This window comes from Shimwellia blattae DSM 4481 = NBRC 105725, from assembly GCF_000262305.1.
GTDB classification, from domain to species: domain Bacteria; phylum Pseudomonadota; class Gammaproteobacteria; order Enterobacterales; family Enterobacteriaceae; genus Shimwellia; species Shimwellia blattae.
In genome coordinates this window covers 134,367-159,215 of the sequence record NC_017910.1, presented here as the reverse complement: position 1 = coordinate 159,215, position 24,849 = coordinate 134,367, and the positions used below count along the sequence as shown (strand labels likewise).

Annotated in this window: 22 protein-coding genes and 1 tRNA gene; 11 read left to right on the top strand and 12 right to left on the bottom strand. The window is 59.0% G+C overall.

From position 1 onward, the window contains the following. Window positions 1-10 precede the first annotated feature (10 nt). Window positions 11-205: a cellulose biosynthesis protein BcsR gene (gene bcsR / locus EBL_RS00700; protein WP_002440639.1), complete on the bottom strand. Its 195-nt coding sequence runs from the start codon at window positions 203-205 to the stop codon at window positions 11-13. Between the two features lie 174 nt (window positions 206-379). Between bcsR and bcsE the strand changes: the two genes are divergently transcribed. The 3 genes from bcsE to bcsG are packed head-to-tail and all read left to right on the top strand — an operon-like array spanning window position 380 to window position 3,769. Further along, on the top strand, window positions 380-1,936 hold the full coding sequence (bcsE, locus tag EBL_RS00695; RefSeq protein ID WP_014715722.1) for a cellulose biosynthesis protein BcsE: 1,557 nt from the start codon (window positions 380-382) through the stop codon (window positions 1,934-1,936). A 5-nt stretch (window positions 1,937-1,941) separates the two neighbouring features. Then, window positions 1,942-2,136, top strand: coding sequence for a cellulose biosynthesis protein BcsF (gene bcsF, locus EBL_RS00690; RefSeq protein WP_002440641.1), 195 nt, complete (start codon window positions 1,942-1,944; stop codon window positions 2,134-2,136). Further along, complete coding sequence (bcsG, locus tag EBL_RS00685; RefSeq protein WP_002440643.1) at window positions 2,129-3,769, top strand: cellulose biosynthesis protein BcsG; 1,641 nt, start codon at window positions 2,129-2,131, stop codon at window positions 3,767-3,769. Before bcsF ends, bcsG begins: the two co-directional genes overlap by 8 nt. A 6-nt stretch (window positions 3,770-3,775) precedes the next feature. On the opposite strand, the gene dppF is transcribed toward bcsG, so the two are convergent. The 9 genes from dppF to EBL_RS00640 all read right to left on the bottom strand — a co-directional run bounded on the left by dppF (window position 3,776) and on the right by EBL_RS00640 (window position 14,246). Continuing rightward, on the bottom strand, window positions 3,776-4,777 hold the full coding sequence (dppF, locus tag EBL_RS00680) for a dipeptide ABC transporter ATP-binding subunit DppF (RefSeq protein ID WP_002440645.1): 1,002 nt from the start codon (window positions 4,775-4,777) through the stop codon (window positions 3,776-3,778). Further along, window positions 4,777-5,757 carry a dipeptide ABC transporter ATP-binding protein gene (gene dppD / locus EBL_RS00675; protein WP_002440647.1) on the bottom strand — a complete coding sequence of 327 codons (981 nt, stop codon included), beginning with the start codon at window positions 5,755-5,757 and terminating at the stop codon, window positions 4,777-4,779. The genes dppF and dppD overlap by 1 nt, the downstream gene beginning before the upstream one ends. 11 nt (window positions 5,758-5,768) lie before the next feature. Beyond that, window positions 5,769-6,671 (bottom strand): dipeptide ABC transporter permease DppC, encoded by a 903-nt coding sequence (dppC, locus tag EBL_RS00670; protein ID WP_002440649.1) that lies wholly within the window; start codon window positions 6,669-6,671, stop codon window positions 5,769-5,771. A gap of 10 nt (window positions 6,672-6,681) precedes the next feature. Next, window positions 6,682-7,701, bottom strand: a complete 1,020-nt coding sequence (dppB, locus tag EBL_RS00665) for a dipeptide ABC transporter permease DppB (protein WP_002440651.1) — start codon at window positions 7,699-7,701, stop codon at window positions 6,682-6,684. Window positions 7,702-7,864: 163 nt separating this feature from the next. Continuing rightward, the gene (gene dppA, locus EBL_RS00660; RefSeq protein WP_002440653.1) at window positions 7,865-9,472 is read right to left on the bottom strand and encodes a dipeptide ABC transporter periplasmic-binding protein DppA; all 1,608 of its coding nucleotides are present in this window, start codon (window positions 9,470-9,472) and stop codon (window positions 7,865-7,867) included. A 592-nt stretch (window positions 9,473-10,064) separates the two neighbouring features. Beyond that, window positions 10,065-10,141 (bottom strand) — tRNA-Pro (locus EBL_RS00655). An 89-nt stretch (window positions 10,142-10,230) separates the two neighbouring features. Then, window positions 10,231-11,907 (bottom strand): kdo(2)-lipid A phosphoethanolamine 7''-transferase, encoded by a 1,677-nt coding sequence (gene eptB, locus EBL_RS00650; protein WP_002440655.1) that lies wholly within the window; start codon window positions 11,905-11,907, stop codon window positions 10,231-10,233. 223 nt (window positions 11,908-12,130) lie between these two features. Beyond that, on the bottom strand, window positions 12,131-13,333 hold the full coding sequence (locus EBL_RS00645; protein WP_002440656.1) for an L-lactate MFS transporter: 1,203 nt from the start codon (window positions 13,331-13,333) through the stop codon (window positions 12,131-12,133). Between the two features lie 205 nt (window positions 13,334-13,538). Next, window positions 13,539-14,246, bottom strand: a complete 708-nt coding sequence (locus tag EBL_RS00640) for an autotransporter outer membrane beta-barrel domain-containing protein (RefSeq protein WP_002440657.1) — start codon at window positions 14,244-14,246, stop codon at window positions 13,539-13,541. Between the two features lie 145 nt (window positions 14,247-14,391). Between EBL_RS00640 and tag the strand changes: the two genes are divergently transcribed. Together tag and EBL_RS00630 are read left to right on the top strand one after the other, a co-directional pair. Then, complete coding sequence (tag, locus tag EBL_RS00635; protein WP_002440658.1) at window positions 14,392-14,955, top strand: DNA-3-methyladenine glycosylase I; 564 nt, start codon at window positions 14,392-14,394, stop codon at window positions 14,953-14,955. A 23-nt stretch (window positions 14,956-14,978) separates the two neighbouring features. Then, the gene (locus tag EBL_RS00630; protein ID WP_014715719.1) at window positions 14,979-15,380 is read left to right on the top strand and encodes an N-acetyltransferase; all 402 of its coding nucleotides are present in this window, start codon (window positions 14,979-14,981) and stop codon (window positions 15,378-15,380) included. A gap of 7 nt (window positions 15,381-15,387) precedes the next feature. Here the strand turns inward: EBL_RS00630 and EBL_RS00625 are convergent, their stop codons facing one another. After that, the gene (locus EBL_RS00625) at window positions 15,388-17,709 is read right to left on the bottom strand and encodes a molybdopterin guanine dinucleotide-containing S/N-oxide reductase (protein WP_002440660.1); all 2,322 of its coding nucleotides are present in this window, start codon (window positions 17,707-17,709) and stop codon (window positions 15,388-15,390) included. Between the two features lie 153 nt (window positions 17,710-17,862). On the opposite strand from EBL_RS00625, the gene EBL_RS00620 reads away from it, so the two are divergent. From EBL_RS00620 to ghrB, 6 genes are all read left to right on the top strand, one after another. Continuing rightward, window positions 17,863-18,528, top strand: coding sequence for an OmpA family lipoprotein (locus EBL_RS00620; RefSeq protein ID WP_002440661.1), 666 nt, complete (start codon window positions 17,863-17,865; stop codon window positions 18,526-18,528). A 91-nt stretch (window positions 18,529-18,619) separates the two neighbouring features. After that, window positions 18,620-19,636 carry a LacI family DNA-binding transcriptional regulator gene (locus tag EBL_RS00615; RefSeq protein WP_002440663.1) on the top strand — a complete coding sequence of 339 codons (1,017 nt, stop codon included), beginning with the start codon at window positions 18,620-18,622 and terminating at the stop codon, window positions 19,634-19,636. Between the two features lie 174 nt (window positions 19,637-19,810). Further along, on the top strand, window positions 19,811-20,563 hold the full coding sequence (locus EBL_RS00610; RefSeq protein ID WP_002440664.1) for a sugar phosphate isomerase/epimerase family protein: 753 nt from the start codon (window positions 19,811-19,813) through the stop codon (window positions 20,561-20,563). A gap of 3 nt (window positions 20,564-20,566) precedes the next feature. Next, entirely contained in the window at window positions 20,567-21,511 is a 945-nt protein-coding gene (locus EBL_RS00605; protein ID WP_002440666.1) for a sugar kinase, read from the top strand. Between the two features lie 126 nt (window positions 21,512-21,637). Then, entirely contained in the window at window positions 21,638-22,921 is a 1,284-nt protein-coding gene (locus EBL_RS00600; RefSeq protein WP_002440667.1) for an MFS transporter, read from the top strand. A 54-nt stretch (window positions 22,922-22,975) separates the two neighbouring features. Beyond that, a complete protein-coding gene (gene ghrB / locus EBL_RS00595; RefSeq protein WP_002440669.1) occupies window positions 22,976-23,950 on the top strand; it encodes a glyoxylate/hydroxypyruvate reductase GhrB in 975 nt (324 codons plus the stop codon). Window positions 23,951-23,989: 39 nt separating this feature from the next. Here ghrB and EBL_RS00590 read toward each other — a convergent pair whose 3' ends face one another. Beyond that, window positions 23,990-24,700 (bottom strand): DUF3053 domain-containing protein, encoded by a 711-nt coding sequence (locus EBL_RS00590; protein ID WP_002440672.1) that lies wholly within the window; start codon window positions 24,698-24,700, stop codon window positions 23,990-23,992. Between the last annotated feature and the right edge of the window lie 149 nt (window positions 24,701-24,849).

The following is a 24,849-nucleotide window of genomic DNA, read 5'->3' as shown; positions in this document are numbered from 1 at the left end:
AAAACTCCTGTTATCCCTGTTTTTTTTCAGCGAATTCCGCCAGCAACGGCCAGCGCTGCAATGCAGCAGACAGCCGTTCATTTTGAGAGATATCTGAGTAGTGAATGTCGGGCAGCGCAAAGATCCGTTGCAGGGCAAGAAAATCATTTTCAAAAGCATAAGCCACGACACTTTTCCTGCTACGGGATACATCATTAATGTTCATTTTCGTTCCCCATTCTCATCCAGGCTATAATGATTCAGGTCCTGCATTAATGATGTAGGCGATAATCTTTAACTGAATGATAGAACTGCTATATTTTATTTTCAATAGCCGTTTATTTTCTGGTACTCACGCGTATACTGGCAAAAGCCTGTTTCTATTTTCACGAGGATGACAATGGGTCCAGTTTTTTCGCTCGGTATCCGACCGCTCTGGGCCGAACTGAGTCATATGCCTGCCGGGGGAATATGGTGGATTAACACAGATCGTAAACAGGATGCGCTTTCCCTGCTTAACGCAACACTGGCTGAACAGGCGCCTGACGCACGCTGTGCGGCAGTTGTCATGGATAAAACAGACCTGGAGCAGATCACCCTCGCGGCAAATAGCGGGCCCGGGAAAGTTTCATTATTTACCATGCCTGGGCAGATAAAAGCATTACAGGCATTTTCCTCTGATTTAATCAGAAACATTAATCCGGAACATTTTTTTATTATTCTTTTATTAAGTGAAAAAATTTTCGAAAATGTTAATAACAGTGAGTTAGTTTCATGGTTGACAATAACGTCACGCTGGACTAATGCACACCACGCCAGTCTGTTAGTGTTAAATCCGGGAAATAGTCTTGGCAAACAAACCGCACGCTTAATGGGAGAGTATCCCCGTCTTTCCGGCCTTGCGGATTTACATTATCAGAGTGATCAGCACCGCTATAGCGTGCAGTGGTGGTGCAGTGATAAAGGCATTGCCGGGCGCAGCCAGGTGCCGGTAACGCACACCGAAAACGGCTGGGAAGTGCTCACGTCCACAGATACCCCCCCACAAAGCTACACGGACGATCAGCGTATTTTGTGTCAGACAGATGTGCTGGAAGGGGCACCGGCGTTCTCGGAACACTGGGTGCTCTTTAGCACGAGTAACGCACTGTTCGAGGCCGCCCGTAGTGCCAGTGCCGCCACGGTGATTTTCTCTCTCAGCCAGGTAGGCCAGGTCGAGCGCGTAGCCCGGGCGGTACACTCTTTGCGCTTGCAGCGCGGCTCAGCCCTGAAGCTGGTTATCCGGGAGAAGAATCCCTGCCTGCGCGCCACCGACGAACGCCTGTTACTGGGCTGCGGCGCCAATATGGTAATACCCTGGACCATTACGCTTTCGCGCAGCCTCGCCATGATTGACGCCATCAAAAGCCAGGTCTTCCACCAGCATGTTCCCCGGGACTTCGACCAGTTGATCAACTCCGTCCGCCCGCTATCACTTAAGGGTCTCCAGCCCTGGGAGACCTTTTGCCGCGCCATTAACGATCTGCTGAATAACCCGCTGATCGCCTTCGACAGTAAAGGCGTTCTGGTCGCCATGCGCCCGGTTGCCGGCCTGCGGGCAGAACAGGCGCTGACCCTGTGCCGCCCTAACCGCACGGGCGACATCATGACCATCGGCCACGGACAGATATTTCTGTTTCTCTCTTTTTGCCTGATTAACGATCTCGACAAGGCGCTCAGCCGGATCTTCCCGTTCCCTGTGGCCGATATTATCGCTAACCGCACCGTATGGTATGAGGATAAAAACATTGCGGCCCAGCTCGTTGAGATGGGCAAATCCAGCCTGGGGCAGCTTAATCAGCCTCTCCCTCAGACATCAGGCAGTCAGGATGCCATGAACATCCATTACAACGAGCAGGGATGGCGGCGGGAGCCACAGCCCGTCACCCTGCTCACCGGGAACCCGCAGGATCCGTAACCCTCATGAATATTAACGATATTTTACAGCTGATTTTTCTGTGTGCGGTCATTTTTATACCGCTGGGCTACGCCCTGCACCCGCGATTACCCGGGATAATCGCCCGCGTAACGCGCACGTTTTTCACGGCCAGATACCTGAAACCCGCCGGGGTGATACGTCGCTCTGCCGCACCCGGGGCCACGCGTAAACATGACTGAATCCGTACACACACCCGCCACCGGGTGGCGCTGGCGGGGGCTGGCGGGGTGGAACCTCTATTTTCTGTTTAAATTTGCCCTGTTGTGGGCCGGTTATCTTAATTTTCACCCGCTGGCGAACCTGATTTTTATGGCCTGGCTACTGCTGCCGCTGCCCGGTGAGCGGCTGCATACCCTGCGCAACTGGATCAGTTTTCCCGTGGGCATTGGCCTGTTCTGGCACGATACCTGGCTGCTGGGGCTGGACAGCCTGATAAGCCAGGGCGCGCAGCTGACCGAATTTAGCCTGGATTATATTGTCGATCTGATAGCCCGCTTTATTAACTGGAAAATGGTCGGCGTCGCCTTTGTGATGCTGGTAGGCTGGCTGTTTATCGCCCAGTGGCTCCGGGTCACCACCATAAGCGTGGCGGCCATGGTCTGGCTAAACCTGGCAACCCCGGGCGGGCCAGTGCTGACACGGGCCCCGGAGGTGAGCGCCGGAAACTCTCACACAGCCGCAGATCAGACCGCCGCTGCTGCCGCAAATGATATTCCGGCCCAGACCGCCCCCCCGACCACGGATAACCTGACCGACTGGCTTAACCGTTTTTATGCCAGCGAAGCGAAGCGCCAGACCAATTTCCCCACCGCGCTGCCCGCCGATGCCCAGCCCTTCGACCTGCTGGTTATTAATATCTGCTCACTGGCGTGGTCAGATATTCAGGCCACCGGGCTGGATACCCACCCTCTGTGGTCGCACTTTGACATTGTGTTTAAGCACTTTAATTCGGCCACCTCATACAGCGGCCCGGCGGCTATTCGCCTGCTGCGCGCCAGTTGCGGGCAGCCATCGCATAAAGATCTCTATTCGGCGGCGGGTAACAAGTGCTATCTGTTTGAGAACCTTGCCCGCCTCGGTTTTACCTCACAGCTGATGCTCGACCACAATGGCGTGTTCGGCGATATGCTCAAAGAGATCCGCGAACAAGGGGGAATGCAGGCACCGCTGATGGACCAGCAAAACCTGCCCCTGAACCTGCACTCTTTTGACGGCTCCCGCATCTATGACGATGCGGCTATCCTGCAACGCTGGATGGCGCACAGCGGCCAGCAGCCAGGCGGGCGCAGCGCCACCTTCTTTAACCTGCTGCCGCTGCACGACGGTAACTACATCGCCGGAACCCGTAAAACCGCCGACTACCGCACCCGGGCCAAAAAACTGTTCGATGAGCTGGACGCCTTTCTGAGTGCGCTGGAAAAAAGCAACCGCAAGGTGATGGTGCTGCTGGTGCCGGAACACGGTGCCGCGCTGGTGGGCGATAAAATGCAGATCTCCGGGCTGCGCGATATCCCCAGCCCGTCGATAACCCATGTGCCGGTCGGCGTGAAATTTACCGGCATGAAGGCGCCCCACCAGGGCACCCCCATTGAGATAACACAGCCCAGCAGTTTTCTGGCTATCTCTGAGCTGGTCGCCCGCACCGTCGACGGCAGGAACTTTGTGGCAGACACGGTGGACTGGAATGCCCTGACCCGTGGTCTGCCACAATCTGCGGTGGTCTCCGAGAATGCTAACGCAGTGGTGGTGGAATATCAGGGGCACCCTTATGTTCGCCTGAGCGGCGGTGACTGGGTGCCGTACCCGCAATAGCCTCTGTTATTGAGACATCGCGTGGTCCTGCTCCACCGCAAAGCAGGCCACCTGCTGGCCCTCATAGCTCTTCAGCTCTGGCGGTGACTGGGTGCAGCTCGTCATACACCGGCGGCAGCGGGCGCTGAAGGCACAGCCCGGTGGCGGGCTCAGCGGGCTTGGCAGCTCGCCGCTCAGCTTAATGCGCTCCCGGCGCTGATCCGGGTTCAGCCGGGGGGTGGCTGAAAGCAGCGCCTGGGTATAAGGGTGCTGCGGGTTCGTGAAAATCTGCGCCTTGCTGCCCTTCTCCACACAGCGCCCGAGGTACATCACCATCACCTCATCGGCGATATGCTCCACCACCGACAGGTCGTGGGAGATAAACACATAAGACAGCCCCAGCTCCTGTTGCAGATCCATCATCAGGTTCAGTACCTGGGCACGCACCGACACATCCAGCGCGGAGACCGGCTCGTCGGCTATTACCACATCCGGATCCAGCATCAGCCCCCGGGCAATGGCAATACGCTGGCGCTGGCCGCCGGAAAACATATGCGGGTAGCGGTCGTAATGCTCGGGCTTCAGGCCCACTTTCGCCATCATGGCGAGGGCTTTCTCCCGCCGGGCGTCGCGGCTTAAGGTGGTGTTGATAACCAGCGGCTCTTCAAGAATCTGCCCCACTTTTTTGCGCGGATTCAGGGAGCCATAAGGGTTCTGAAACACAATCTGGATTTTCTGGCGCCGCAGCTTCTGAGCCTGGGGATCGGGGATCAGCAGATCCTGGCCCAGATAGTGCAGTTGCCCGCCGGTGGGGGTTTCTATCATGGTCAGCAACCGCCCGAGTGTCGACTTCCCGCAGCCGGACTCCCCCACCACCGCCAGCGTTTTACCGCGCTCCAGCGTGAAAGAGACCCCGTCCAGCGCCCTGACCAGCCGCTCGGGCCGGAACAGGCCGGTTTTCACCGGGTAATACTTTTTCAGATCCTCCGCCCGGAGTAGCGGCTGGCTGCTGACTAACTGAATATGCATTATGCGGGCCTCCCGGCATCATCAAGGGGGTAGTGACATTTCGACTGGCGGCCGCCCGGCAGGCTGTGCAGCGGGGGCTCTTCCACCCGGCAGCGATCGGTGGCATAGGGGCAGCGCGGGTTCAGCAAACAGCCCTGTGGCCGGTCATATTTCCCCGGCACTACCCCCGGCAGGGAAGCCAGCCGGGCTTTATCCTGGGCAAACTCCGGCAGCGCCCGCAGCAGGGCCTGGGTATAGGGGTGGCGCGGGGCGCGGAAAATATCCTGCGCGTCGGCGCTTTCCACCACCTGCCCGGCATACATCACAATGATTTTATCGGCCGCTTCCGCCACCAGCGCCAGGTCATGGGTTATCAGGATAAGCGCCATGTTTTCCTGCTGTTGCAGATCCAGTAACAGCTCAATAATCTGCGCCTGGATGGTCACATCCAGGGCGGTGGTGGGCTCATCGGCAATCAACAGCCGCGGGCGGCAGGCTATCGCCATGGCGATCATCACCCGCTGGCTCATGCCCCCGGATAACTGGTGCGGGAACACCCCCAGCCGGGAGGCCGGATCCGGGATCCCGACCTGGGTCAGCAGATCAATGGCCCGCTGGCGCCGGGTGCGGCGGTTGCCGCCCTGGTGTACTTTTATGGCCTCCATAATCTGATACCCCACCGTATAGCAGGGGTTCAGGCTGGTCATCGGATCCTGGAAAATCATCGCCACATCGGCCCCGACCAGCTGGCGACGCTCCTGCTCAGACAAGCGTTGCAGATCCTGACCATCGAACATCAGCCGCTCGGCCATGACCCGACCCGGGTAATCAATCAGCCCCATAATAGCCAGCGAGCTGACCGATTTCCCCGAACCGGACTCGCCGACAATCCCCACTACCTGGCCCCGCTCCACCCGGTAACTCACCCGGTCAACGGCACGGAATGGGGCCTCTTTCTCGCCAAAATGCACCGATAATTTATCTATATTCAGTAACGCCATTGGGTGCCTCTTTACTGCTTCAGTTTGGGGTCGAGCGCATCCCGCAGCCCGTCGCCCATCAGGTTAAATGCCAGTACCGTTAACAAAATGGCCAGCCCCGGGAAGGTCACCACCCACCAGGCACTCTGGGCAAACTGCAACACGTCGGAAAGCATGGTGCCCCATTCCGGGGTTGGCGGTTGCGCCCCCATGCCCAGAAAGCCGAGCGCGGCCATATCGAGGATGGCGTTAGAAAACCCGAGAGAGGCCTGAACAATCAGCGGTGCCAGGCAGTTGGGGAAGATGTTGATAAACATCTGGCGCATTGCGCCTGCACCCGCTACCCGGGAGGCGGTCACATAATCGCGGTGCACCTCAGACAGCACCGCGCCCCGGGTCAGGCGCACATAGTGCGGCAGGGCGACAAACGTCAGCGCCAGGGAGGCGTTAACAATCGACGGGCCGAAGATAGCCACCAGTACCAGCGCCAGCAGCAGGCTGGGCAGCGCCAGCATAATATCCACCACCCGCATAATGATGGTGTCCACCAGGCCGCCAAAGTAACCGGCCACCAGCCCCAGGATAATCCCCATCACCAGCGACAGCGCCACCACCAGGCAGCCCACCAGCAGCGAGAGGCGCGCGCCATACATCAGGCGCGACAGCACATCGCGGCCCACATCATCGGTGCCAAGGATATATTGCCAGGAGCCCCCCTCCTGCCAGACCGGCGGGTGGAGCAGCGCATCGCGGAACTGTTCCGCCGGGCCGTGGGGCGCCAGCACACTGGCAAACAGGGCAATGATCAGCATCACCACCACATACACCAGGCCCACTACCGCCCCTTTGTTACGCTTAAAGTAGTGCCAGAACTCCTGAAGCGGCGTCATCGGCACCGGTGCGGCCAGCACGGTATTTTCATTCAGTTGTGTCATCAGGGCTCCCTTACTTTCTGTGGCGAATACGCGGGTTCACCACCCCGTAAAGCAGATCAACCAGCAGGTTAACGAGGATTATCATCGTCGCCACCAGCAGTACCCCACCCTGAACCACCGGGTAGTCCCGGCGTTGCAGGGCATCTATCAGCCAGCGCCCCAGCCCCGGCCAGGAGAAGATGGTCTCCGTCAGGATGGCCCCGGCAAGCAGCGTGCCCACCTGCAAACCGATAACCGTGACCACCGGTAACATGGCGTTGCGCAGGGCGTGGACCACAATCACCCGCATGCGGCTGAGCCCTTTTGCCCGGGCCGTGCGGATATAGTCCTCCCCGAGCACTTCCAGCATCGCGGAGCGGGTCATGCGCACAATCACCGCCAGCGGAATGGTCCCCAGCACAATGGCGGGCAAAATCATATGGACCAGGGCATCGGTAAAGTCCCCGGGCTCGCCCCAGAGGGCGGTATCAATCAGCATAAAACCGCTCAGGGGGAGCGAGTCGTCAAGGAATACCGTATCGCTGATGCGCCCGGAAACCGGGGTCAGATTCAGCTGTACCGACACCAGCATGATAAGCATCATGCCCCACCAGAAAATGGGCATGGAGTAACCGGTCAGCGCCAGGCCCACGGCGGAGTGGTCAAAGATGGAGCCGCGCTTAACCGCCGCCAGCACCCCCACCGGGATGCCGACAATCATGGCGAACAGCATCGCGCAGAGGCCCAGCTCCAGGGTGGCTTTAAAGCGCGGGACAAACTCATCCCACACCGGTAAACGGCTTTTCAGGGAGATCCCTAAATCCCCGTGCAGTACCCCCTGGATGTAGCTGAGGTATTGCTGCCACAGGGGTTTGTCCAGCCCGAGCTGGGCCAGTAACTGGGCGTGGCGTTCAGGGGAGATTCCGCGCTCCCCGGCCATGATCATTACCGGATCGCCGGGGATCATGTGGACAAACGCGAATGTGAGTAAGGTAATGCCGATAAACGTCGGGATCACAACCCCCAGACGTCGGAGAATAAACTGCAACATATCCCTGGTTCTCTGTAAAAGCCTGCCGCCGCACTGGCCGGCAGGCGATATTGCTCACCAATCAGACGCCCGCGCACGGGGGGCCGGTAACACAGCACAACCTGTTACCGGCGTGTCTGGCGTTATCGTCGGAGGGCTCGCAGCCCTCCTGTTGTGGATATGATTATTCGATGGAGACGTTCTCAAAGTGGTGCTTGCCAAGCGGATCTACCACGTAGCCTTTCACCTCTTTGCGCACCGGTTCAAACACGGTGGAGTGGGCAATAATCAGTGCCGGGGCCTGATCGTGCATCATCTCCTGGGCCTGTTTGTACAGGGCGATACGCTGGTTGTGGTCGTCGGTGGCGCGGGCAGGCTGGATAAGCTCTTCAAACGGCTTATAGCACCAGCGGGAGTAGTTAGAGCCGTCTTTGGCGGCGGCACAGCTGAACAGGGTGGCGAAGAAGTTATCCGGATCCCCGTTGTCCCCGGTCCAGCCCATCATCACGGTCTGGTGCTCACCGGCTTTGGCGCGCTTGAGGTACTCGCCCCACTCATAGCTGACGATTTTGGCCTGCACGCCAATTTTGGCCCAGTCGGCCTGGATCATCTCAGCCATGCGGCGGGCGTTCGGGTTATAGGGGCGCTGAACCGGCATCGCCCACAGATCCACGCTGAAGCCTTTTTCCATACCGGCTTCTTTAAGCAGCGCTTTGGCTTTTTCCGGATCGTAGCCGTAATCCTGTACCGCGTCGTTATAGCCCCACATGGTCGGCGGGATCAGGTTTTTCGCCGGCTGGCCTGCCCCCTGGTAAACCGCTTTGATGATCGCCTCTTTGTTGACCGCCCAGGTCAGCGCCTGGCGGACTTTCACGTTATCAAAGGGTTTTTTCTCGGTATTGAACGACAGGTAACCCACGTTCAGGCCCGGCATTTCCATCAGATTGATGTTTTTGTCTTCTTTCATGCGCGCCAGATCCGCCGGGTTAGGGTATGGCATCACCTGACACTCATTTTTTTGCAGCTTGGCATAACGCACGGAGGCATCCGGCGTGATGGAGAACACCAGCCGGTCTATCTGCGGTTTGGTGCCCCAGTATCCCGGGAAGGCTTTATACAGAATGCGGGAGTCTTTCTGGTACTGAAGCAGCTGGAACGGGCCGGTGCCGATAGGGTTAAGATCGACTTTCTCCGGGGTGCCCGCCTTGAGCATATTGTCGGCGTACTCTTTTGAAAGAATAGAGGCGAAGTCCATGGCCAGGTCGGCAACGAACGGCGCTTCCGGGCGGCTCAGGGTGAACTCAACCGTATAGTCGTCCACTTTTTTCACGCCGGTTATCAGCGCGGGCAGGCCCATGCCTTCGAAGTATTCATAGCTGCCGCCGGACACGCCGTGATACGGGTTTTTGGGGTTTTGCTGGCGGTCGAAGGAGAACACCACATCGTCTGCGTTAAAGTCGCGGGTCGGTTTAAAGAGTTTGCTCTCCTGCCACTTCACCCCTTTGCGCAGGTGGAAGGTGTAGGTTTTACCGTCGGCGCTGACATCCCACTTTTCCGCAAGGCCCGGGATAATATCAGTGGTGCCAAGTTTAAACTCCACCAGTCGGCTGTAGATGGGCACTGAGCTGGCATCATAAGTGGTGCCAGAGGTGAACAGCTGGGGGTTAAACCCTTCCGGGGAGCCTTCTGAGCAGTAGACCAGTGTTTTTGCCTGAACGCCGGCGGCAACGGTGAGCGCCGCCAGGCTGAGGCCCAGCTTCAGCACCCCTGATTTCTTCAAGGAGATTCGCATTGTTGTTTTGCTCCGATGTGATAAGTGTTGTGTTGTCCGCCAGACCTTTTTTTATTTTTTACCCGGTCCGTGCGGGAGCGCCTGCAAAAGGCATTGAGAATGGAGAATCCTTTCAGAAGGGTCAGTATTTTCCAGCAGATACTGTCCGTAAACTCCCCTTCCCGTGTCACAATCTGTCAACACTTCCGCCCGTCGTCAATACACGCCGCGGGGATTTACACGCGCTTTGCGAAGCGCCACACAACGAGAAAAAAAACCGCGAAGCCCGATTTACAGCACAGAAAATTATGTTACCGCCGCCTCAGCAGTGAAAAACACTGATTCGGCACTAAAACATGGTGATTAGATTTTAGCCATTTTTTGTAAAGTTTTAGCCTGAATGGCTAAGATATGAACAAGTTATTTTGTAACTTGCCAGGCTGGCAGGGAAAAATGCTGATGAGACCGCTAAGCAAAAGATAAAAAGTGGTCAGACGTCATAAGAAAATTCAATGGAACAGTTCACAAAACGGATAAGCGCTGGCAGGAAATGCGTGCGTGGGGGCTGAATGCAAAAAACCCGCAACACAAGTGTTGCGGGTTTCTCAGGAATTGGTCGGCGAGAGAGGATTTGAACCTCCGACCCACACGTCCCGAACGTGTTGCGCTACCAGGCTGCGCTACTCGCCGAATGCGGGGCGCATATTACTGCTACCCCGGATACCCGTCAATGCTTTAATAAAAAAAATTGACTGAATGGCTGAAAATAATACAGCGGTCTATTTTTTCTGCGCCGGAATGTGGCACCAGTTGTTGTTCTGGTTGATGCCGCCGTCCGGTGAGCTGTAGCCCAGGCAGCCCATTACCGTGTCGTACAGCTCCACGTGGTGGCGTGTGGTCTTCCCGGCGGCCGCGGCTTTAAGCTGCGCCAGCGCCTGCTGGTTGCGCGGGTTTTCAAGGTATTTGTCCGACATCCAGACCATCATCGGCACCCGGAACTGCTCCGGCGGGGCCAGTTTGCGCGGCGTGCCGTGCAGGTGCTTCCCTTCGCTGATCGACTCCCCGTGGTCGGCGGCATAAAACACAATGGCTTTCCTGTCGCGAACCTGGTCAATCACGCTATCAATAAAGGTATCCACATACAGCACCGAGTTGTCATAGGCGTTGACCAGCTCCTCCCGGGTGCAGTTGTCATCCACCCCCACACATTCCGGCTTCCAGCGGGCAAAGCTGCGCGGATAGCGCTGGGAATAGGAAAAATGCGAGCCTTTGGTGTGGAAGATATACAGCTGTTTCCCCTGGGGCTGACCGGCCATATAGCGCTTCATTTCGTCGACCAGCAGCATGTCGTCTACCTGCTTGCCCTGGTTGGCGGGCTCTGCCCCAATCTGCTCCCGGTAGGCAATATTGTCGGCCAGGGTGTTGGAGTAAAACCACATCTCGCTCTGCATGGCGGAAAGCGTGGACTCAAAGCCCAGTTGCTTCAGCACTGCAAATACGTTCTGTTCATGCAGGGTGCGCTGGGGGTTCTCCGCAGCCCCGCCCTCACGCACAAACATGCAGCGCAGGGAGAGCTTGGTCGCCGTGTCGCAGGATTCGCCCCGGAACGCCACCAGGTTTTTCTCTGCCGCCAGTTTCGGGGTGGTATCGCGCCCGTAGCCCAGTAACCCCATATGGTCCCATCGGGTGGTTTCGCCGATGATAAACACCACCCAGGTGTCGTCGTCATCCTGCGGTGCTGTGTAGGTAAATTTCTTTGCCGGGTTGAGCAGCGAACGGCTGTCAGACGATTCATCCACCTGGGCCCAGGCATACAGCCCCAGTGCGGAGATCCAGTTAGACGGCAGGTACGAGTTCGCCACCACGCCACCATAGCTTGGCAGATCGACCCGGCTGGCTTTCTCGTGCTTTTTCTGCACGTTATCCATCATGCGGATAGGCGCCCACACCAGCAGGCCCGCCACCAGCAGCATCCCCAGGCTTTTCAGGTGCTGCCCCGGGGAGCGCACCTGCCGCAGCAGGGTTTGCTGGCAGTCGTTACGCCAGATAAGCCACAAAGGCGCAAGGCTCACCAGCACCACCCACAGGATAAAGTGCCAGCCCACCACCTCTTTAGAGAGGTCGACATCGGTTGTCATGACCGAGGCGATAATCCCGTAGCCGATTATCACGTTCATAAAGGTCATGTAGTAGCTGGCGGCTACGGAAAACACCACCACCAGAGAGGCCAGCACGCGCCAGGTGAAGCGCCCGGCCAGCGATAACACGCGAAACAGGAAGAACGTAACCAGGATTGTCGCCATCAGCTCCACACCCATGGTCAGCTCCCGGGAGGCAAACCCATCAACATCACTATCGAAGCGGCGGGAGAATACGGCCATATTCAGAAACAGGCCGATATACACCGCCAGCAGAAAGCAGAGTCTCTGCTGAGTCATCGATTTAATAAATTTCATGCAGTTTCCCGAAACCAGAAGAAAGAATAATCATTTACCTGAGGTAAGACTTCGGGGGGATACGGTAGTTCGTTTTACCGATAAATAAAGAGCCATTTACTTATTGTTGATGCTAATTATGCTAGCCACTTCACAGAGTTAACAGAAAATGCGCTTTTCAGACAAAACCGCCCGGCAGAAGCCGGGCGGTTAGTGAGTATTTACTGTTACCTGAAAAGCCGCATCAGGCGTGGGAATGGTGCAGGCTCAGCGCCTGCGGGCGGCGAATGGCGGTAGAGAACGCCAGGGAGACAATCAGCAGGGCGAAAATCACCAGGAAGGTCACGTGGAAGCCACCGAACAGGGAGGCAATAATCGAGCCGCAGATGCTGCCGATACCGAACCCCAGATAAATCACCCCGTAGTTTTTCGCCAGGTTGTTCAGGCCGAAGAAGTCGCTCACCAGTGACGGATAGACGGTGATAGTCCCGCCGAAGTTAAAGGCAACACAGGCGATAGCGGCGAAGAAGGTCCAGGCATTGAGCGGTGCGAACAGCAGTGCGGCCATCCCGATCAGGCAGATAATCTGCCCAAGGGTGATAACGCGGATACGGGCCATTTTGTCAGACAGGATCCCCAGCACCAGGCGGCCACCCAGGTTAGCGATGGAGATAACCGTTACGGCGTTTGCCGCTGTCGCCACATCCAGATGCGCCATGGTCTGGGCAATATCTTTCGCCACACCAATTACATACAGGCCACTCATGCAGGCGGTCAGGAACATCACGGCCAGCATCCAGTACTGAGGTTTACGCATGGACTGCGCCAGCGTGTAGTCTTTGGCCGTTTCGCCGTTACCGGCAGATGCCTGCTGCAGCGGAGCGTCTTTCATCAGGAAGGCGCCGCCAATAATCATCACCGCCACCAGGGCACCCCAGATAATAAAGGTGTGCTCCAGGCCGTAGGATGCCAGCAGCTGGCTGTCGATAAATTTAAACCCGAGGCTGCCAAGCCCGTAAGAACCGATGGCAAACGCAGAAATCAGCCCCTTACGCTCCGGGAACCATTTCACACAGTTGGAGAGGGTCAGCAGGTAACCGGCCCCGTCCGCAAGGCCCACCAGCACCCCGGCGCTCAGCCACAGCATCATCAGGTTGTTTGCGTGCGCCGTAAGATACAGCCCCAGGCCCAGCAGCACACCGGAGGCGATAGTGACATTACGCACTCCGAAGCGCTCCTGTAATTTCCCCGCAACCGAAGAGGAGAGCGCCAGACCAAGGCTTAAAATACCGAACGAAAAGGCCACCTGGCTTACCGGCTCGCCCAGCTTGTCGGACAACGCGCCATTAAACAGGCTCCAGGTATATACCGAGCCAAGCGCAAACTGCGTAATGATGGTGCCCAGCAGGGTAAACCAGCGAACATGGTGATTAGAGGGTGTATTCATAGCAGCCACCTGGGTTAGCAATTCGGGAATATCGTCTGTGAATAACCTTACCGAATGGCGCTTTATTCCAGGGGAATTTGGCATGAGATGCCGTAAAGACGGAATGAAATGCCGCGAGAGCGGAATGAATGACGTAGCGGAGGCCGGGCGGGCGCCTTTTTCCGGGCCAGCGCCCCGGCTTTAAAGTTAGTGGGTGCTGACTTACTCAGAAGCGCGCACTCACCCCGAGGTTATACATGTAGTCATTGCCGTAGAGGGCGCCATCACTCTGGGAGAGCGACGCCCAGGCCGCCACATTGGGGTACAGGGGCATATCCGCCCCGAGGGCGATATCCTTCCAGTTGCTCTCCTGGCCGGTGAGCGCTACCGCGCCGGTGCCCGGCTGGGCACGCCAGAGATTATCGCCATACTGGTGGTTAACGCTGATCGCGGCCCAGGAGTTAATCGCCCCCAGGGAGTAGTTGACCCGCCAGCCCAGGGAGCTGATGCTCGCCCGCTGCAAAGGATCTGCCAGCCCCGCGCCGGTCAGGGCGGCCTCGTCATGGTTCTGGCTGGCGTTGTCGCGCTTCAGGCTGGCTACCGGTCCGGTGGTCACCGCGCCAGACAGCGGGATATTCCACCCGACCCCGAGGCTGGTGGTGTCCGGCTCGCCCAGTGTGGCGCTGCCGCCCAGAAACAGCCCGGCCGCACCCGGAGCGGTGGCGCCCGCATTCAGGCGTTTTGCCAGAATATCGCTGTAGTTCGGCTGATGCTCGCTATCCCAGGTATACCGGGAGTGGGTATTTCCCTCGTCATCGCTCCCCTGGTACTCCTGGGGCCAGGCATGCGACACAGGTGAAAACAACAGACACCACGACACCACTGCCATACGCCAGCTAATCTGGCGCACACTGCTTATCTTTATAATCGTCATGGGGTACGACTCCGGAAAAGAGCCGGATAAGGCACAGGCTGTGCATTATCAATGCGCTATGATTTAACTATTATCGTAAAAGCGGTTACGTCAAGTCACCTGTCAGGCTGATTTTGCGCAATTCGCCCCCGACCAGGACAGAACTATGCAACGATGCGGCTGGGTCACTCAGGATCCGCTCTACCTCACTTATCACGACACCGAATGGGGTGTACCGGAAAAACGCAGCCAGCGTTTATTTGAAATGCTGTGCCTGGAGGGGCAGCAGGCGGGGTTATCCTGGATAACCGTCTTAAAAAAGCGGGAAAATTACCGCCGTCTGTTTCATCAGTTTGATCCCCACGCGGTGGCCAAAATGACCGATGCCGACATTGAACGGCTGGTTCAGGATGCCGGAATCATTCGCCACCGGGGGAAAATTACCGCCATTATTGGTAATGCCCGGGCATTTCTTGCCATGGAGGCCGCCGGGGAGTCATTTAGCGACTTTATCTGGGGATTTGTGGATAACCAGCCCCGGGATAATCAGCGCGCCAGCCTGGCCGGGGTGCCCGCCTCAACCCCCGAATCAGACGCCATGTCAAAAGCGCTGAAAAAGCGCGGGTTTAAATTTGTCGGCTCCACCATCTGCTATGCCTTTATGCAGGCCTGCGGCCTGGTAAACGACCATGTGACCAGCTGCTTTTGCCACCCGCAGGCCCCCCGGTGATCCGCCGTTTTCACCCGCAGGAGATGGATGCCCTGCTGGCGCTGTGGCTGGAGAGCACCACCCAGGCCCACCCGTTTATTGACCCGGGCTACTGGCAGGAAAGCCTGCCGGTGGTACGCCATGTGTACCTGCCCCACGCCTGCACCTGGGTGTGGGAAGGGCCCGGCGGGCTTGAGGGGTTTATCAGCGTGCTGGAGCGGCAGTTTATCGGGGCGCTGTTTGTCGCCCCGGCGCACCTGGGGCAAGGCACAGGTCGCGCGCTGATGCACCATGTCCAGCAGCGCTTTGCCCGCCTGAGCCTTGAGGTCTACCAGCAAAACCACCGGGCGGTGGCCTTCTACCTGAGCCAGGGGTTTCATATTGAAGACTGCGCCTGGCAGGAAGAGACCCGCCTGCCCACCTGGATTATGAACTGGTCATCCTGACCGGCTCTCAGGGGATAAACGCTGCGGGCGCAGGCTGCGGGCCGCTGTATTTTTCAATCCATACCAGCGCCATGCCCCCGGCGCAGCCATTCCCCAGGCGCGAGGTGGGAATATCCCGGGTCAGCACGTTTACCGCCCCCTGCCGGCAAATCCCCCCTGCCTCTGGCGCCAGATCCGGCCACGCCCCTTCATGGATACAGATAACCCCCGGGCGGATCCCGTCGCTTACCAGGGCACCGGCCAGCACCTGGCCGCAGGCGTTCCACACCCGCACCAGATCCCCCGGGGCAATGCCGTAGCGGGCCGCGTCATCCGGGTGCAGGGTAACCGGCTCACGGCCCGCCACCTGGTACAGCTCCCGCAGGCGGCTGTAGTGCAACTGCCCGTGCAGCCGGTGGGCCGGGTGGGCAGAAAGGAGCTGAAGCTGCCCCGGCTCCCGGTTGCCCCACCAGGCATCCGGCGCTATCCAGGCCGGGTGTGGCGGGCAGTCTGGCTCACCAAACCCGGCAATCCGCGCGCTGTAAATCTCAATTTTGCCGCTCGGGGTTTTCAGGGGGTTCGCCCGGGGATCGGCCCGGAAATCCGCAAAGCGGACAAAGCGGTTATTCTCTTCCTGCTGCGGCATTTCAGTCAGCTGGTTTGCCGCCCAGAAGGTGGCAAAATCCGCCAGGACGACCCCCTTCTCAGCCCCCCGCTGCCGGGCCACCTGGTAGAACTCCGCCAGCCAGGCCATTTCATCTTTGCCTTGTGTAAAGCGCAGCCGCCCGTCGTCGCTGAGGCGGGCGCTGAGATCGGCGAACACATCGAAATCGTTACGCGCCTCATACTGAGGGGCGACAACCTGCTTCATGGGCACCAGGTGCTGGTGGCTGTAGTCACCGGTCATGGTCAGATCGTTGCGCTCATAGCTGGTGGTCGCCGGTAACACGATATCCGCATGCTTTGCCGCCGGGGTCCAGTAACACTCGGAGATAACCACCAGCTCCGGCTTCTGCCACGCCCGGATAAGCCGGTTGGTGTCCTGGTGGTGGGTAAAATTATTGCCCCCCGCCCACCAGATAAAGCGGATGTCGGGGAAGGTTTTATCCTCTCCGTTGTGCCGGTAGTGCCCGCCGGGGTTTTCCAGCGCCTCCACAATGCGCGCCACCGGGATGCTATCCACCACACGGCCAGCCCCCGGCAGGGTGTTCTGCATGGAGGCGGGCACCGCCGCCCGCCGGGTGGGGTTACCGCCGTTCGCAAAATGGTAGGAAAAACCAAACCCGCCCCCGGGCAGGCCAATTTGCCCCAGCATGGCGGCCAGGGTCACCAGCATCCAGTGGCGCTGCTCCCCGTACTGCTGGCGCTGCATGCCCCAGCCCCCCATCAGCAGGGTGCGCCGCTGGCTGAACAGCTCCGCCAGCTGGCAGATCTGTGCTTGCGGCACGCCGCAAATCGCCGCCGCCCAGCGGGCGTCTTTCGGCTGGCCGTCATCCAGCCCGGTCAGGTAGTCGGCAAACTGAGGGTAACCCTCGGTGCAGCGGGCGAGGAAGTCGCTGTCCAGCCAGCGGTTCACCACCAGGGTATGGGCGATCCCCAGCATCAGCGCCACATCCGTGCCCGGGCGGGGTGCTACCCAGCGGGCCTGCTCACCAAAGAATTCCACCGTTTCTGAGCGCATCGGATCAATGCAGATGACCGTTTTGCCACTGTCGCGCAGCGCGGCAATGTAGTTCAGCCCCTGCTCGTCGCTGGCGTTCCAGGCAATTTTTAAGGTATTGAGCGGGTTAGCGCTCCACAGCACCACCACCTCGCTGTGCTCCAGCACCACCGGCCAGCTGGTCTGCTGCTGGTACACCTCATTAGAGCCCAGCACATAAGGCATGATCACCTGGGCTGCCCCGGTGGAGTAATCCCCCAGGTGGCCCACATACCCCCCGGCAAGGGCCATATAGCGCTGCAACAGCGTGGACGATTTATGCAGCACGCCAATGGAGCGCCAGCCATAAGAACCGGCAAAAATCGCCCCCGGGCCGTAAGCGGTGCGAATGCGCCGGTGCTGTTTATCAATCAGATCCAGCGCCTGCTCCCAGCTGATACGCACGTACTCATCTTTCCCCCGCTCGCCGAGTGGTGCCTCCGGCGAGGCGAGAAAGCCTTTGCGCGCCATGGGGTAGCGGATACGCGCCGGGCTGTGGACCTGGTCGGCAACCACCGTTTGCAGGCTGTTAGGTAGCGCGGTATCTAATACTCCGCGGGAAGTGAGCACCCGCTCACCATCGGTTTCAACCTGCACGGGCCCCCAGTGAGCGGCGGTAAGGATCTGGCGGGTAGAGGATGCATGTGCCACAGCGGACTCCTGGTTAACGGCGGGGATCTGATTGCGTTTTCTTTACAAAATTCAGAATGATTCACGGAATTTTCAACATATTTACCCGTCATAATCAACTGCGGATTTACCCTGGTAAAGCGCTATCGTACAAGAATCCAGATTAGGGAAAATATGAACAAAAAAAGCATCATTTTCATTGCCGCTGTCGTCAGCGGTGCCCTGGCCGTTTCCGGCTGTACCACTAACCCATACACCGGCGAGCGTGAAGCGGGGAAATCCGGCATTGGCGCGGGCATTGGCTCTTTAGTCGGTGCCGGTGTCGGGGCGCTCTCGTCATCTAAAAAAGACCGCGGTAAAGGGGCGCTTATCGGCGCGGCCGCCGGTGCCGCACTGGGTGGCGGTGTGGGTTACTACATGGACGTGCAGGAGGCAAAACTGCGCCAGAAAATGCAGGGCACCGGCGTCAGCGTGACCCGCAATGGCGACAATATCATCCTCAATATGCCAAACAACGTCACCTTCGACAGCAGCAGTGCCACCCTGAAACCGGCGGGTGCCAATACCCTGACCGGGGTGGCGATGGTGCTCAAAGAGTATGCCAAAACCGCCGTTAACGTGGTGGGCTATACGGACAGCACCGGCGGCCAGGCGCTGAATATGCGCCTGTCTCAGCAGCGGGCAGATGCCGTAGCCAGCGCGCTTATCACCCAGGGGGTGGCGGCGGGCCGTCTGCGCACCTCCGGTATGGGCCCGGCGAACCCCATCGCCAGCAACAGTACCGAAGAGGGTAAAGCCCAGAACCGCCGGGTTGAAATCACCCTCAGCCCACTGCAGTAATCCCGGCGCACCCCCCCAGGCGGGGTGCGTTATTGCTTGATCCCACGGCGTTTCGCGCTAAGGTGTTCTCTTCGTCAGCGAGGGAACAGACATGGTGAAATCATCCCGGCCCACCATCAGCGATGTGGCCAGAGCAGCAAATACCGGAAAAACCAGCGTATCCCGCTATCTGAATGGTGAGCAGAACCTGCTGTCTGACGATTTACGCCAGCGTATTGAGCAGGCCATTGCCCGGCTCGACTACCGCCCGAGCCAGATGGCCCGGGGGCTCAAACGCGGGCGCACCCGGCTTATCGGGCTTATCATTGCCGATATCACCAACCCCTACTCCGTGGACGTATTAAGCGGTATCGAAGCCGCCTGCCGGGAGCAGGGCTTTACCCCGCTGGTCTGTAATACCAATAACGAAATCAACCAGGAGCAGCACTATCTGGATCTGCTGCGCAGCTACCAGGTGGAGGGGATTGTGGTCAACGCGGTCGGCATGCGCGAAGAGGCCCTTAACCGCCTGCAACAGTCCGCCCTGCCGATGGTGCTGATTGACCGTAAAATTCCCGGTTTTGCCTGCGATATGGTCGGGCTGGATAACAACCAGGCCGCCACCACCGCCACAGAGCACCTGGTCCAGCAGGGGTTTGAGGCGATTTTGTTCCTCAGCGAGCCCCTGGGCACCGTGAATACCCGCCGGGAGCGCCAGGAGGCATTTCGCCGCACCCTGAGCCGCTACCCCCACGTGCGGGCAGAAAGCGCAGGCGTGCCGCTGCACGACAGCGAAACCCTCGACACCACCCTGCGCCAGTTCCACGCCAGCCACCGGGGCATGCGCAAAGCGATTATCTCCGCCAACGGGGCCCTGACACTTCAGGTTGCCCGGGCCCTGCGCCGCCTGGGCCTTAACTGGGGCAGCGATGTTGGCCTGCTCGGGTTTGATGAGCTGGAATGGGCAGAGCTGGCAGGCGTGGGGATCACCACCCTCAAACAGCCCACCTGGCAGATAGGCTATGCGGCGCTGGAGCAGGTTGTCAGCCGGATCGAAGGCAACAGCGAACCGGTACGCGAGCAGAACTTCTCCGGCGAGCTTATTATCCGCGGCTCCACCGCCCGCTAGTGCCGGGCGGCACATTATTGCCCACCGGGCGACATTTCCTGCTGAACAGTTACCTCCGGACCAGGCGTTTGCGTGATAGTGATCATAAATTCGCCACCTGGCACTTTTTTATGGAACCGGTTCCATCTACTGTATTGATCATGTTAGCCAGATGTAATGAATACGGGGTACTGGATGAAACGGGAGATCGTTGTTGTAACATCTGCCTACGGCAATGACCGTGTGGCAGCACTGGGCGGGCAGCAGGCGTTACTGCCGGTGATTGCCGCCGCCGGGGCCGACGGGGTAGAGATCCGCCGCGAGCTGTGTAGCGCCCGCGAACTGGAGGATCTGGGCACACTCAGCGCGGCCATCCGCGCCCGGCACTTATTCGCCTGCTACTCAGCACCAGAGCCGCTGTTTACCGCCAGTGGTCAGCTTAACCCCCTGCTCCCGCAGCTGCTGGCAGAGGCCGCCCGCCTGAAGGCCCGCTGGCTGAAGCTCTCCCTGGGGGAGGCTCCGCGCACCATTGCGTTCGATGGGCTGCGCGACTGTCTTGCCCCCGGCAGCGTTGCGCTGGTGATTGAAAATGACCAGACCCCCAACGGGCGCCTCGCCCCGATGCAGCGCTTCCAGGCCACCTGCCGGGTCAACGCGCTGCCCGTCACCCTGACTTTTGATATGGGCAACTGGCTGTGGGTAGACGACAGCCCGGAGCAGGCGGCCCGCCATCTGGCGCCGTCCGTCAGTTATATCCATGTGAAAGCGGCCAGCCCCCATAACGGCCAGTTCCGGGCCGTGCCGCCAGACACATCAGAGCCTGAGCGCTGGTCAGCCCTGCTGCGCCAGCTTCCCGATAGCGTTCCCCGGGGAATTGAGTTCCCGCTGGAAGGAGCGGACCTGGTGGCGGTCACCCGCCGCTACGTTAATTTGCTGCGCGAGGAATAAGTTATGTCACAGACCCTGGATGTCATCACCATTGGCGAGGCCATGGCGATGTTTGTTGCCGCAGAGAGCGGCCCGCTGGCGGAAGCCTGCCACTTTACAAAGCGCGCAGCCGGTGCAGAGCTTAACGTGGCAACCGGTCTGGCCCGCCTGGGCCACCGGGTGTGCTGGATAAGCCGGGTGGGGAATGACTCCTTTGGCCGCTTTATTATCGACCATCTGGAAAAAGAGGGTATCGACACCCGGGGCGTAACCCTGGATGACCGCTACCCCACCGGGTTCCAGCTGAAATCGAAAGCAGAAAATGGAACCGATCCCATTGTAGAGTATTTCCGCAAAGGATCCGCCGCCAGCCACCTCTCCTGTGATGATTTCAACAGCGCCTGTTTCTCCGCGGCCCGGCATCTGCATTTAAGTGGGGTGGCGGCGGCGCTCTCTGCCACCTCCCTTGAGCTGCTGCATTTTGCCGCCCGCACCATGCGCGCGGCGGGTAAAACTATCTCTTTTGATCCCAACCTGCGCCCTTCCCTGTGGCGCAGCCAGCAGGAGATGGTCACCCAGCTTAATAAGCTGGCGCGCCAGGCAGACTGGGTGCTCCCCGGCCTGCGTGAGGGGGAGATCCTCACCGGGCGCAGCACGCCGGAAGGCATTGCCGATTTCTACCTCGACCAGGGGGTGCAGATTGTGGTGATCAAAACCGGGCCAGAGGGCGCCTGGTACAAGACCGCCCAGGGGGACAAGGGGCGGGTGGATCCGTTCTATGTGGCGAACGTGGTCGACACGGTGGGCGCCGGGGATGGCTTCGCCGTGGGCGTGATAAGTGCCCTGCTGGAGGGCAAACCCCTGCCCCAGGCGGTGCGGCGCGGTAATAAAATTGGCTCCCTGGCGATTCAGGTTATCGGGGACAGCGAAGGGCTCCCGACCCGGGAGGCTCTGGCCGAAACAGCGTAATTCGCCACCACAGGCCCGGGTGGCGCCGGGCATGGACTCAGTAGTGCATACACTTGTTAATGCGTCAGCATCAGCCGCTACCCTACACACCGGTATGACGCTCAACCTCAACACAGAGGCAAGCCTATGAAAAGCCCGACGAATGCTCCAAAACGCTGGCTGTACATCATGCCAATCATCTTTATTACCTACAGCCTGGCCTACCTGGACCGGGCGAACTTCAGCTTTGCTTCCGCCGCCGGGATCAATGACGATCTGGGGATCACTAAGGGGATCTCCTCACTGCTGGGGGCGCTGTTCTTCCTCGGTTATTTCTTCTTCCAGATCCCCGGTGCCCTGTACGCAGAGCGCCGCAGCGTGCGTAAGCTGATTTTTGTCTGTCTGATCCTGTGGGGGGGCTGCGCCTCGCTGACCGGGATGGTCAGCAATATTCCGATGCTGGCCGCCATTCGTTTTATTCTCGGGGTTGTTGAGGCGGCGGTCATGCCCGCCATGCTGATTTATATCAGCAACTGGTTTACCCAGTCGGAACGCTCCCGGGCGAACACTTTCCTGATCCTCGGTAACCCGGTCACCGTGCTGTGGATGTCGATTGTCTCCGGCTACCTGATTCAGGCCTTTGGCTGGCGGGAAATGTTTATTATCGAAGGGGTACCGGCGGTGCTCTGGGCCTTCTGCTGGTGGGTGCTGGTAAAAGATAAACCCGGCCAGGTCAGCTGGCTGGCCGCCGACGAGAAAGCCGCACTGCAGGCAGAGCTGGACAAAGAGCAGGCCGGTATCAAGGCGGTGCGTAACTACGGCGAGGCGTTCCGCTCGCGCAACGTTATCCTGCTGTGTATGCAATACTTTGCCTGGAGTATCGGGGTGTATGGCTTTGTGCTGTGGCTGCCTTCCATTATCCACGCGGGCAGTGCTAACCTGAGTATGGTCGATGTGGGCTGGCTGAGCTCTGTGCCCTATCTGGCGGCAACTATCGCCATGATTGTGGTCTCCTGGGCCTCTGACAAGATGCACAACCGGAAACTGTTTGTCTGGCCGCTGCTGCTGGTGGGCGCACTGGCGTTTATCGGCTCCTGGGCGGTCGGCCCGGATCACTTCTGGGTCTCCTACACCCTGCTGGTGATTGCCGGTGCCGCCATGTATGCCCCTTACGGGCCGTTCTTCGCGATTATTCCGGAGATGCTGCCGCGTAACGTGGCCGGTGGCGCCATGGCGCTTATCAACAGTATGGGGGCCCTGGGGTCGTTCTTCGGCTCCTGGTTTGTGGGTTACCTCAACGGGGCGACCGGCAGCCCTTCCGCCTCTTTTATCTTTATGGGGGGCGCACTGCTGGTGGCCGTGTGGCTGACATTAATTGTCCGCCCGGCCAGCCGCCAGACGATCCCGGCCAGCGCACAGCACCACGCCTGACAGGGCAGGCGGCCCCGGCCGCCTGCTGTTTCTTTTCTGTTTACGGAGCCCGTTATGAAGCCGTCCGTTATTTTGTATAAAACCCTGCCTGATGATCTGCTGTCCCGCGTAGAGGAGCACTTTTCCGTTACCCGCGTGCCGGATCTGCGCCCGGAGACCGTGGCACAGCATGCGCAGGCTTTCGCCCGGGCCGAAGGGTTACTGGGTTCCAGTGAAAAGGTGGGCCCGGCCCTGCTGGAGAAGATGCCCGCACTGCGCGTCAGCTCGACCATTTCGGTGGGGTACGACAATTTTGATGTCGATGCCCTTTCGGCCCGCCACATCGCCCTGATGCACACCCCCACCGTGCTCACCGAAACCGTCGCCGATACGCTGATGGCCCTGATGCTGACCACCGCCCGCCGGGTGGTGGAAGTGGCAGAGTGGGTAAAACAAGGCAAGTGGACCAAAAGCATTGGCCCGGAGCGGTTCGGTACGGATGTCCACCACAAAACCCTGGGGATTGTCGGTATGGGGCGTATCGGCCTGGCCCTGGCTCAGCGCGCGCACTTTGGCTTTGATATGCCAATTCTCTACAACGCCCGCAGCCATCACCCCCAGGCCGAAGAGCGCTTTAATGCCCGCTATTGCCCGCTGGATACCCTGCTCAGAGAGGCTGATTTTGTCTGTATCGTGCTGCCGCTGACGGCGCAGACCCATCACCTGATCAATGCGGAAAAACTGGCGCTGATGAAGCCGTCCGCCATTCTGATCAACGGCGGGCGTGGCCCGGTCGTGGATGAAGCGGCACTGATCGATGCCCTGAACAACAAGGTGATTCACGCCGCCGGGCTGGATGTGTTTGAACGCGAGCCCCTGGCGCCAGATTCACCGCTGCTGAGTATGCCCAATGTGGTGGCGCTGCCGCATATTGGCTCGGCCACCCACGAAACCCGCTACAATATGGCGGCCTGTGCGGTCGATAACCTGATCAATGCCATGCAGGGGAATGTTGCGCAGAACTGCGTGAACCCGCAGGCGCTGAAGTGATACACCCATACCGGGGCGGTTGCCCCGGTATGTTATCGCTTACTGCATGCTGGCAGAAGCGCTGCTCCAGGCCTGGTTAAAGGCCTGCTGCTGGGAAGCCAGCGGCCCAATCAGGCTGTTGTACTGGCTGGCCTGCTGAGAGGTCGGGAACTGGATCCCGTTTGCCACAAAGCCCACCTGCGTGCCCTGCTGCTGAATGAAATCCCCCACCTGCACCAGTTGCGCGGTCAGCGTCTGGGCGGCCGGGATCAGCGGCTCCAGGGTTGCCGCAGTGCCGGAGACCACTTTCTGGTATACCTTGTCGTACACCGCTTTGAGTTCATCATTCTGTTTTAAGGTCGCCCGGGCGCTGTCTGCCTGCATTCTGGCGCTCTGGATCTGCTGGCTCAGCACACCCAGCGAGCCGTTAATCTGGGACAGGGTTTCACGCTGGGTCGCATAATCCTGCGGCACACGGATGCTATTCACGCTGTCGACCACGGGTCTGATCCCGGAATCCACCGCCTGGCTAATCTGCTGGGAGTAGCCGTACAGAATGGCGTAGTCAGAGACAAACGGCCCGAACTGTTTACGCTGGTCAGAGGTCAGCGTCGGCAGATGTTCGCCGCTACGCATGGCGGTATTCTGCAGGAAATCGATAAACGCTTTGCGCTGCTCGCCTTCTTTGTCAAAACACCCACTTAAACTCACTACCATGACAATCGCTGCCAGAGATGCTAACCAGCGAGAGCAGGACTTACCTGTCGCCATTTTTTTACTCCTGTTACCCAATAAAAAAAGCGCAAATGTGCCGCCAACGGTGCTAAGAATAGTCCAACACACCGTGACTTAATAGCCCCTGAGGCTATACCACCCAAAAAGAATAAACCCGCCTGAGCGGCGGGTTTGAATATGCTAAC

Coding starts and splice junctions, on each gene's coding strand:
- bcsR (WP_002440639.1), bottom strand. CDS start 205: ATGAACATTAATGATGTATCCCGTAGCAGGAAAAGTGTCGTGGCTTAT.
- bcsE (WP_014715722.1), top strand. CDS start 380: ATGGGTCCAGTTTTTTCGCTCGGTATCCGACCGCTCTGGGCCGAACTG.
- bcsF (WP_002440641.1), top strand. CDS start 1,942: ATGAATATTAACGATATTTTACAGCTGATTTTTCTGTGTGCGGTCATT.
- bcsG (WP_002440643.1), top strand. CDS start 2,129: ATGACTGAATCCGTACACACACCCGCCACCGGGTGGCGCTGGCGGGGG.
- dppF (WP_002440645.1), bottom strand. CDS start 4,777: ATGCATATTCAGTTAGTCAGCAGCCAGCCGCTACTCCGGGCGGAGGAT.
- dppD (WP_002440647.1), bottom strand. CDS start 5,757: ATGGCGTTACTGAATATAGATAAATTATCGGTGCATTTTGGCGAGAAA.
- dppC (WP_002440649.1), bottom strand. CDS start 6,671: ATGACACAACTGAATGAAAATACCGTGCTGGCCGCACCGGTGCCGATG.
- dppB (WP_002440651.1), bottom strand. CDS start 7,701: ATGTTGCAGTTTATTCTCCGACGTCTGGGGGTTGTGATCCCGACGTTT.
- dppA (WP_002440653.1), bottom strand. CDS start 9,472: ATGCGAATCTCCTTGAAGAAATCAGGGGTGCTGAAGCTGGGCCTCAGC.
- eptB (WP_002440655.1), bottom strand. CDS start 11,907: ATGAAATTTATTAAATCGATGACTCAGCAGAGACTCTGCTTTCTGCTG.
- EBL_RS00645 (WP_002440656.1), bottom strand. CDS start 13,333: ATGAATACACCCTCTAATCACCATGTTCGCTGGTTTACCCTGCTGGGC.
- EBL_RS00640 (WP_002440657.1), bottom strand. CDS start 14,246: ATGACGATTATAAAGATAAGCAGTGTGCGCCAGATTAGCTGGCGTATG.
- tag (WP_002440658.1), top strand. CDS start 14,392: ATGCAACGATGCGGCTGGGTCACTCAGGATCCGCTCTACCTCACTTAT.
- EBL_RS00630 (WP_014715719.1), top strand. CDS start 14,979: ATGGATGCCCTGCTGGCGCTGTGGCTGGAGAGCACCACCCAGGCCCAC.
- EBL_RS00620 (WP_002440661.1), top strand. CDS start 17,863: ATGAACAAAAAAAGCATCATTTTCATTGCCGCTGTCGTCAGCGGTGCC.
- EBL_RS00615 (WP_002440663.1), top strand. CDS start 18,620: ATGGTGAAATCATCCCGGCCCACCATCAGCGATGTGGCCAGAGCAGCA.
- EBL_RS00610 (WP_002440664.1), top strand. CDS start 19,811: ATGAAACGGGAGATCGTTGTTGTAACATCTGCCTACGGCAATGACCGT.
- EBL_RS00605 (WP_002440666.1), top strand. CDS start 20,567: ATGTCACAGACCCTGGATGTCATCACCATTGGCGAGGCCATGGCGATG.
- EBL_RS00600 (WP_002440667.1), top strand. CDS start 21,638: ATGAAAAGCCCGACGAATGCTCCAAAACGCTGGCTGTACATCATGCCA.
- ghrB (WP_002440669.1), top strand. CDS start 22,976: ATGAAGCCGTCCGTTATTTTGTATAAAACCCTGCCTGATGATCTGCTG.
- EBL_RS00590 (WP_002440672.1), bottom strand. CDS start 24,700: ATGGCGACAGGTAAGTCCTGCTCTCGCTGGTTAGCATCTCTGGCAGCG.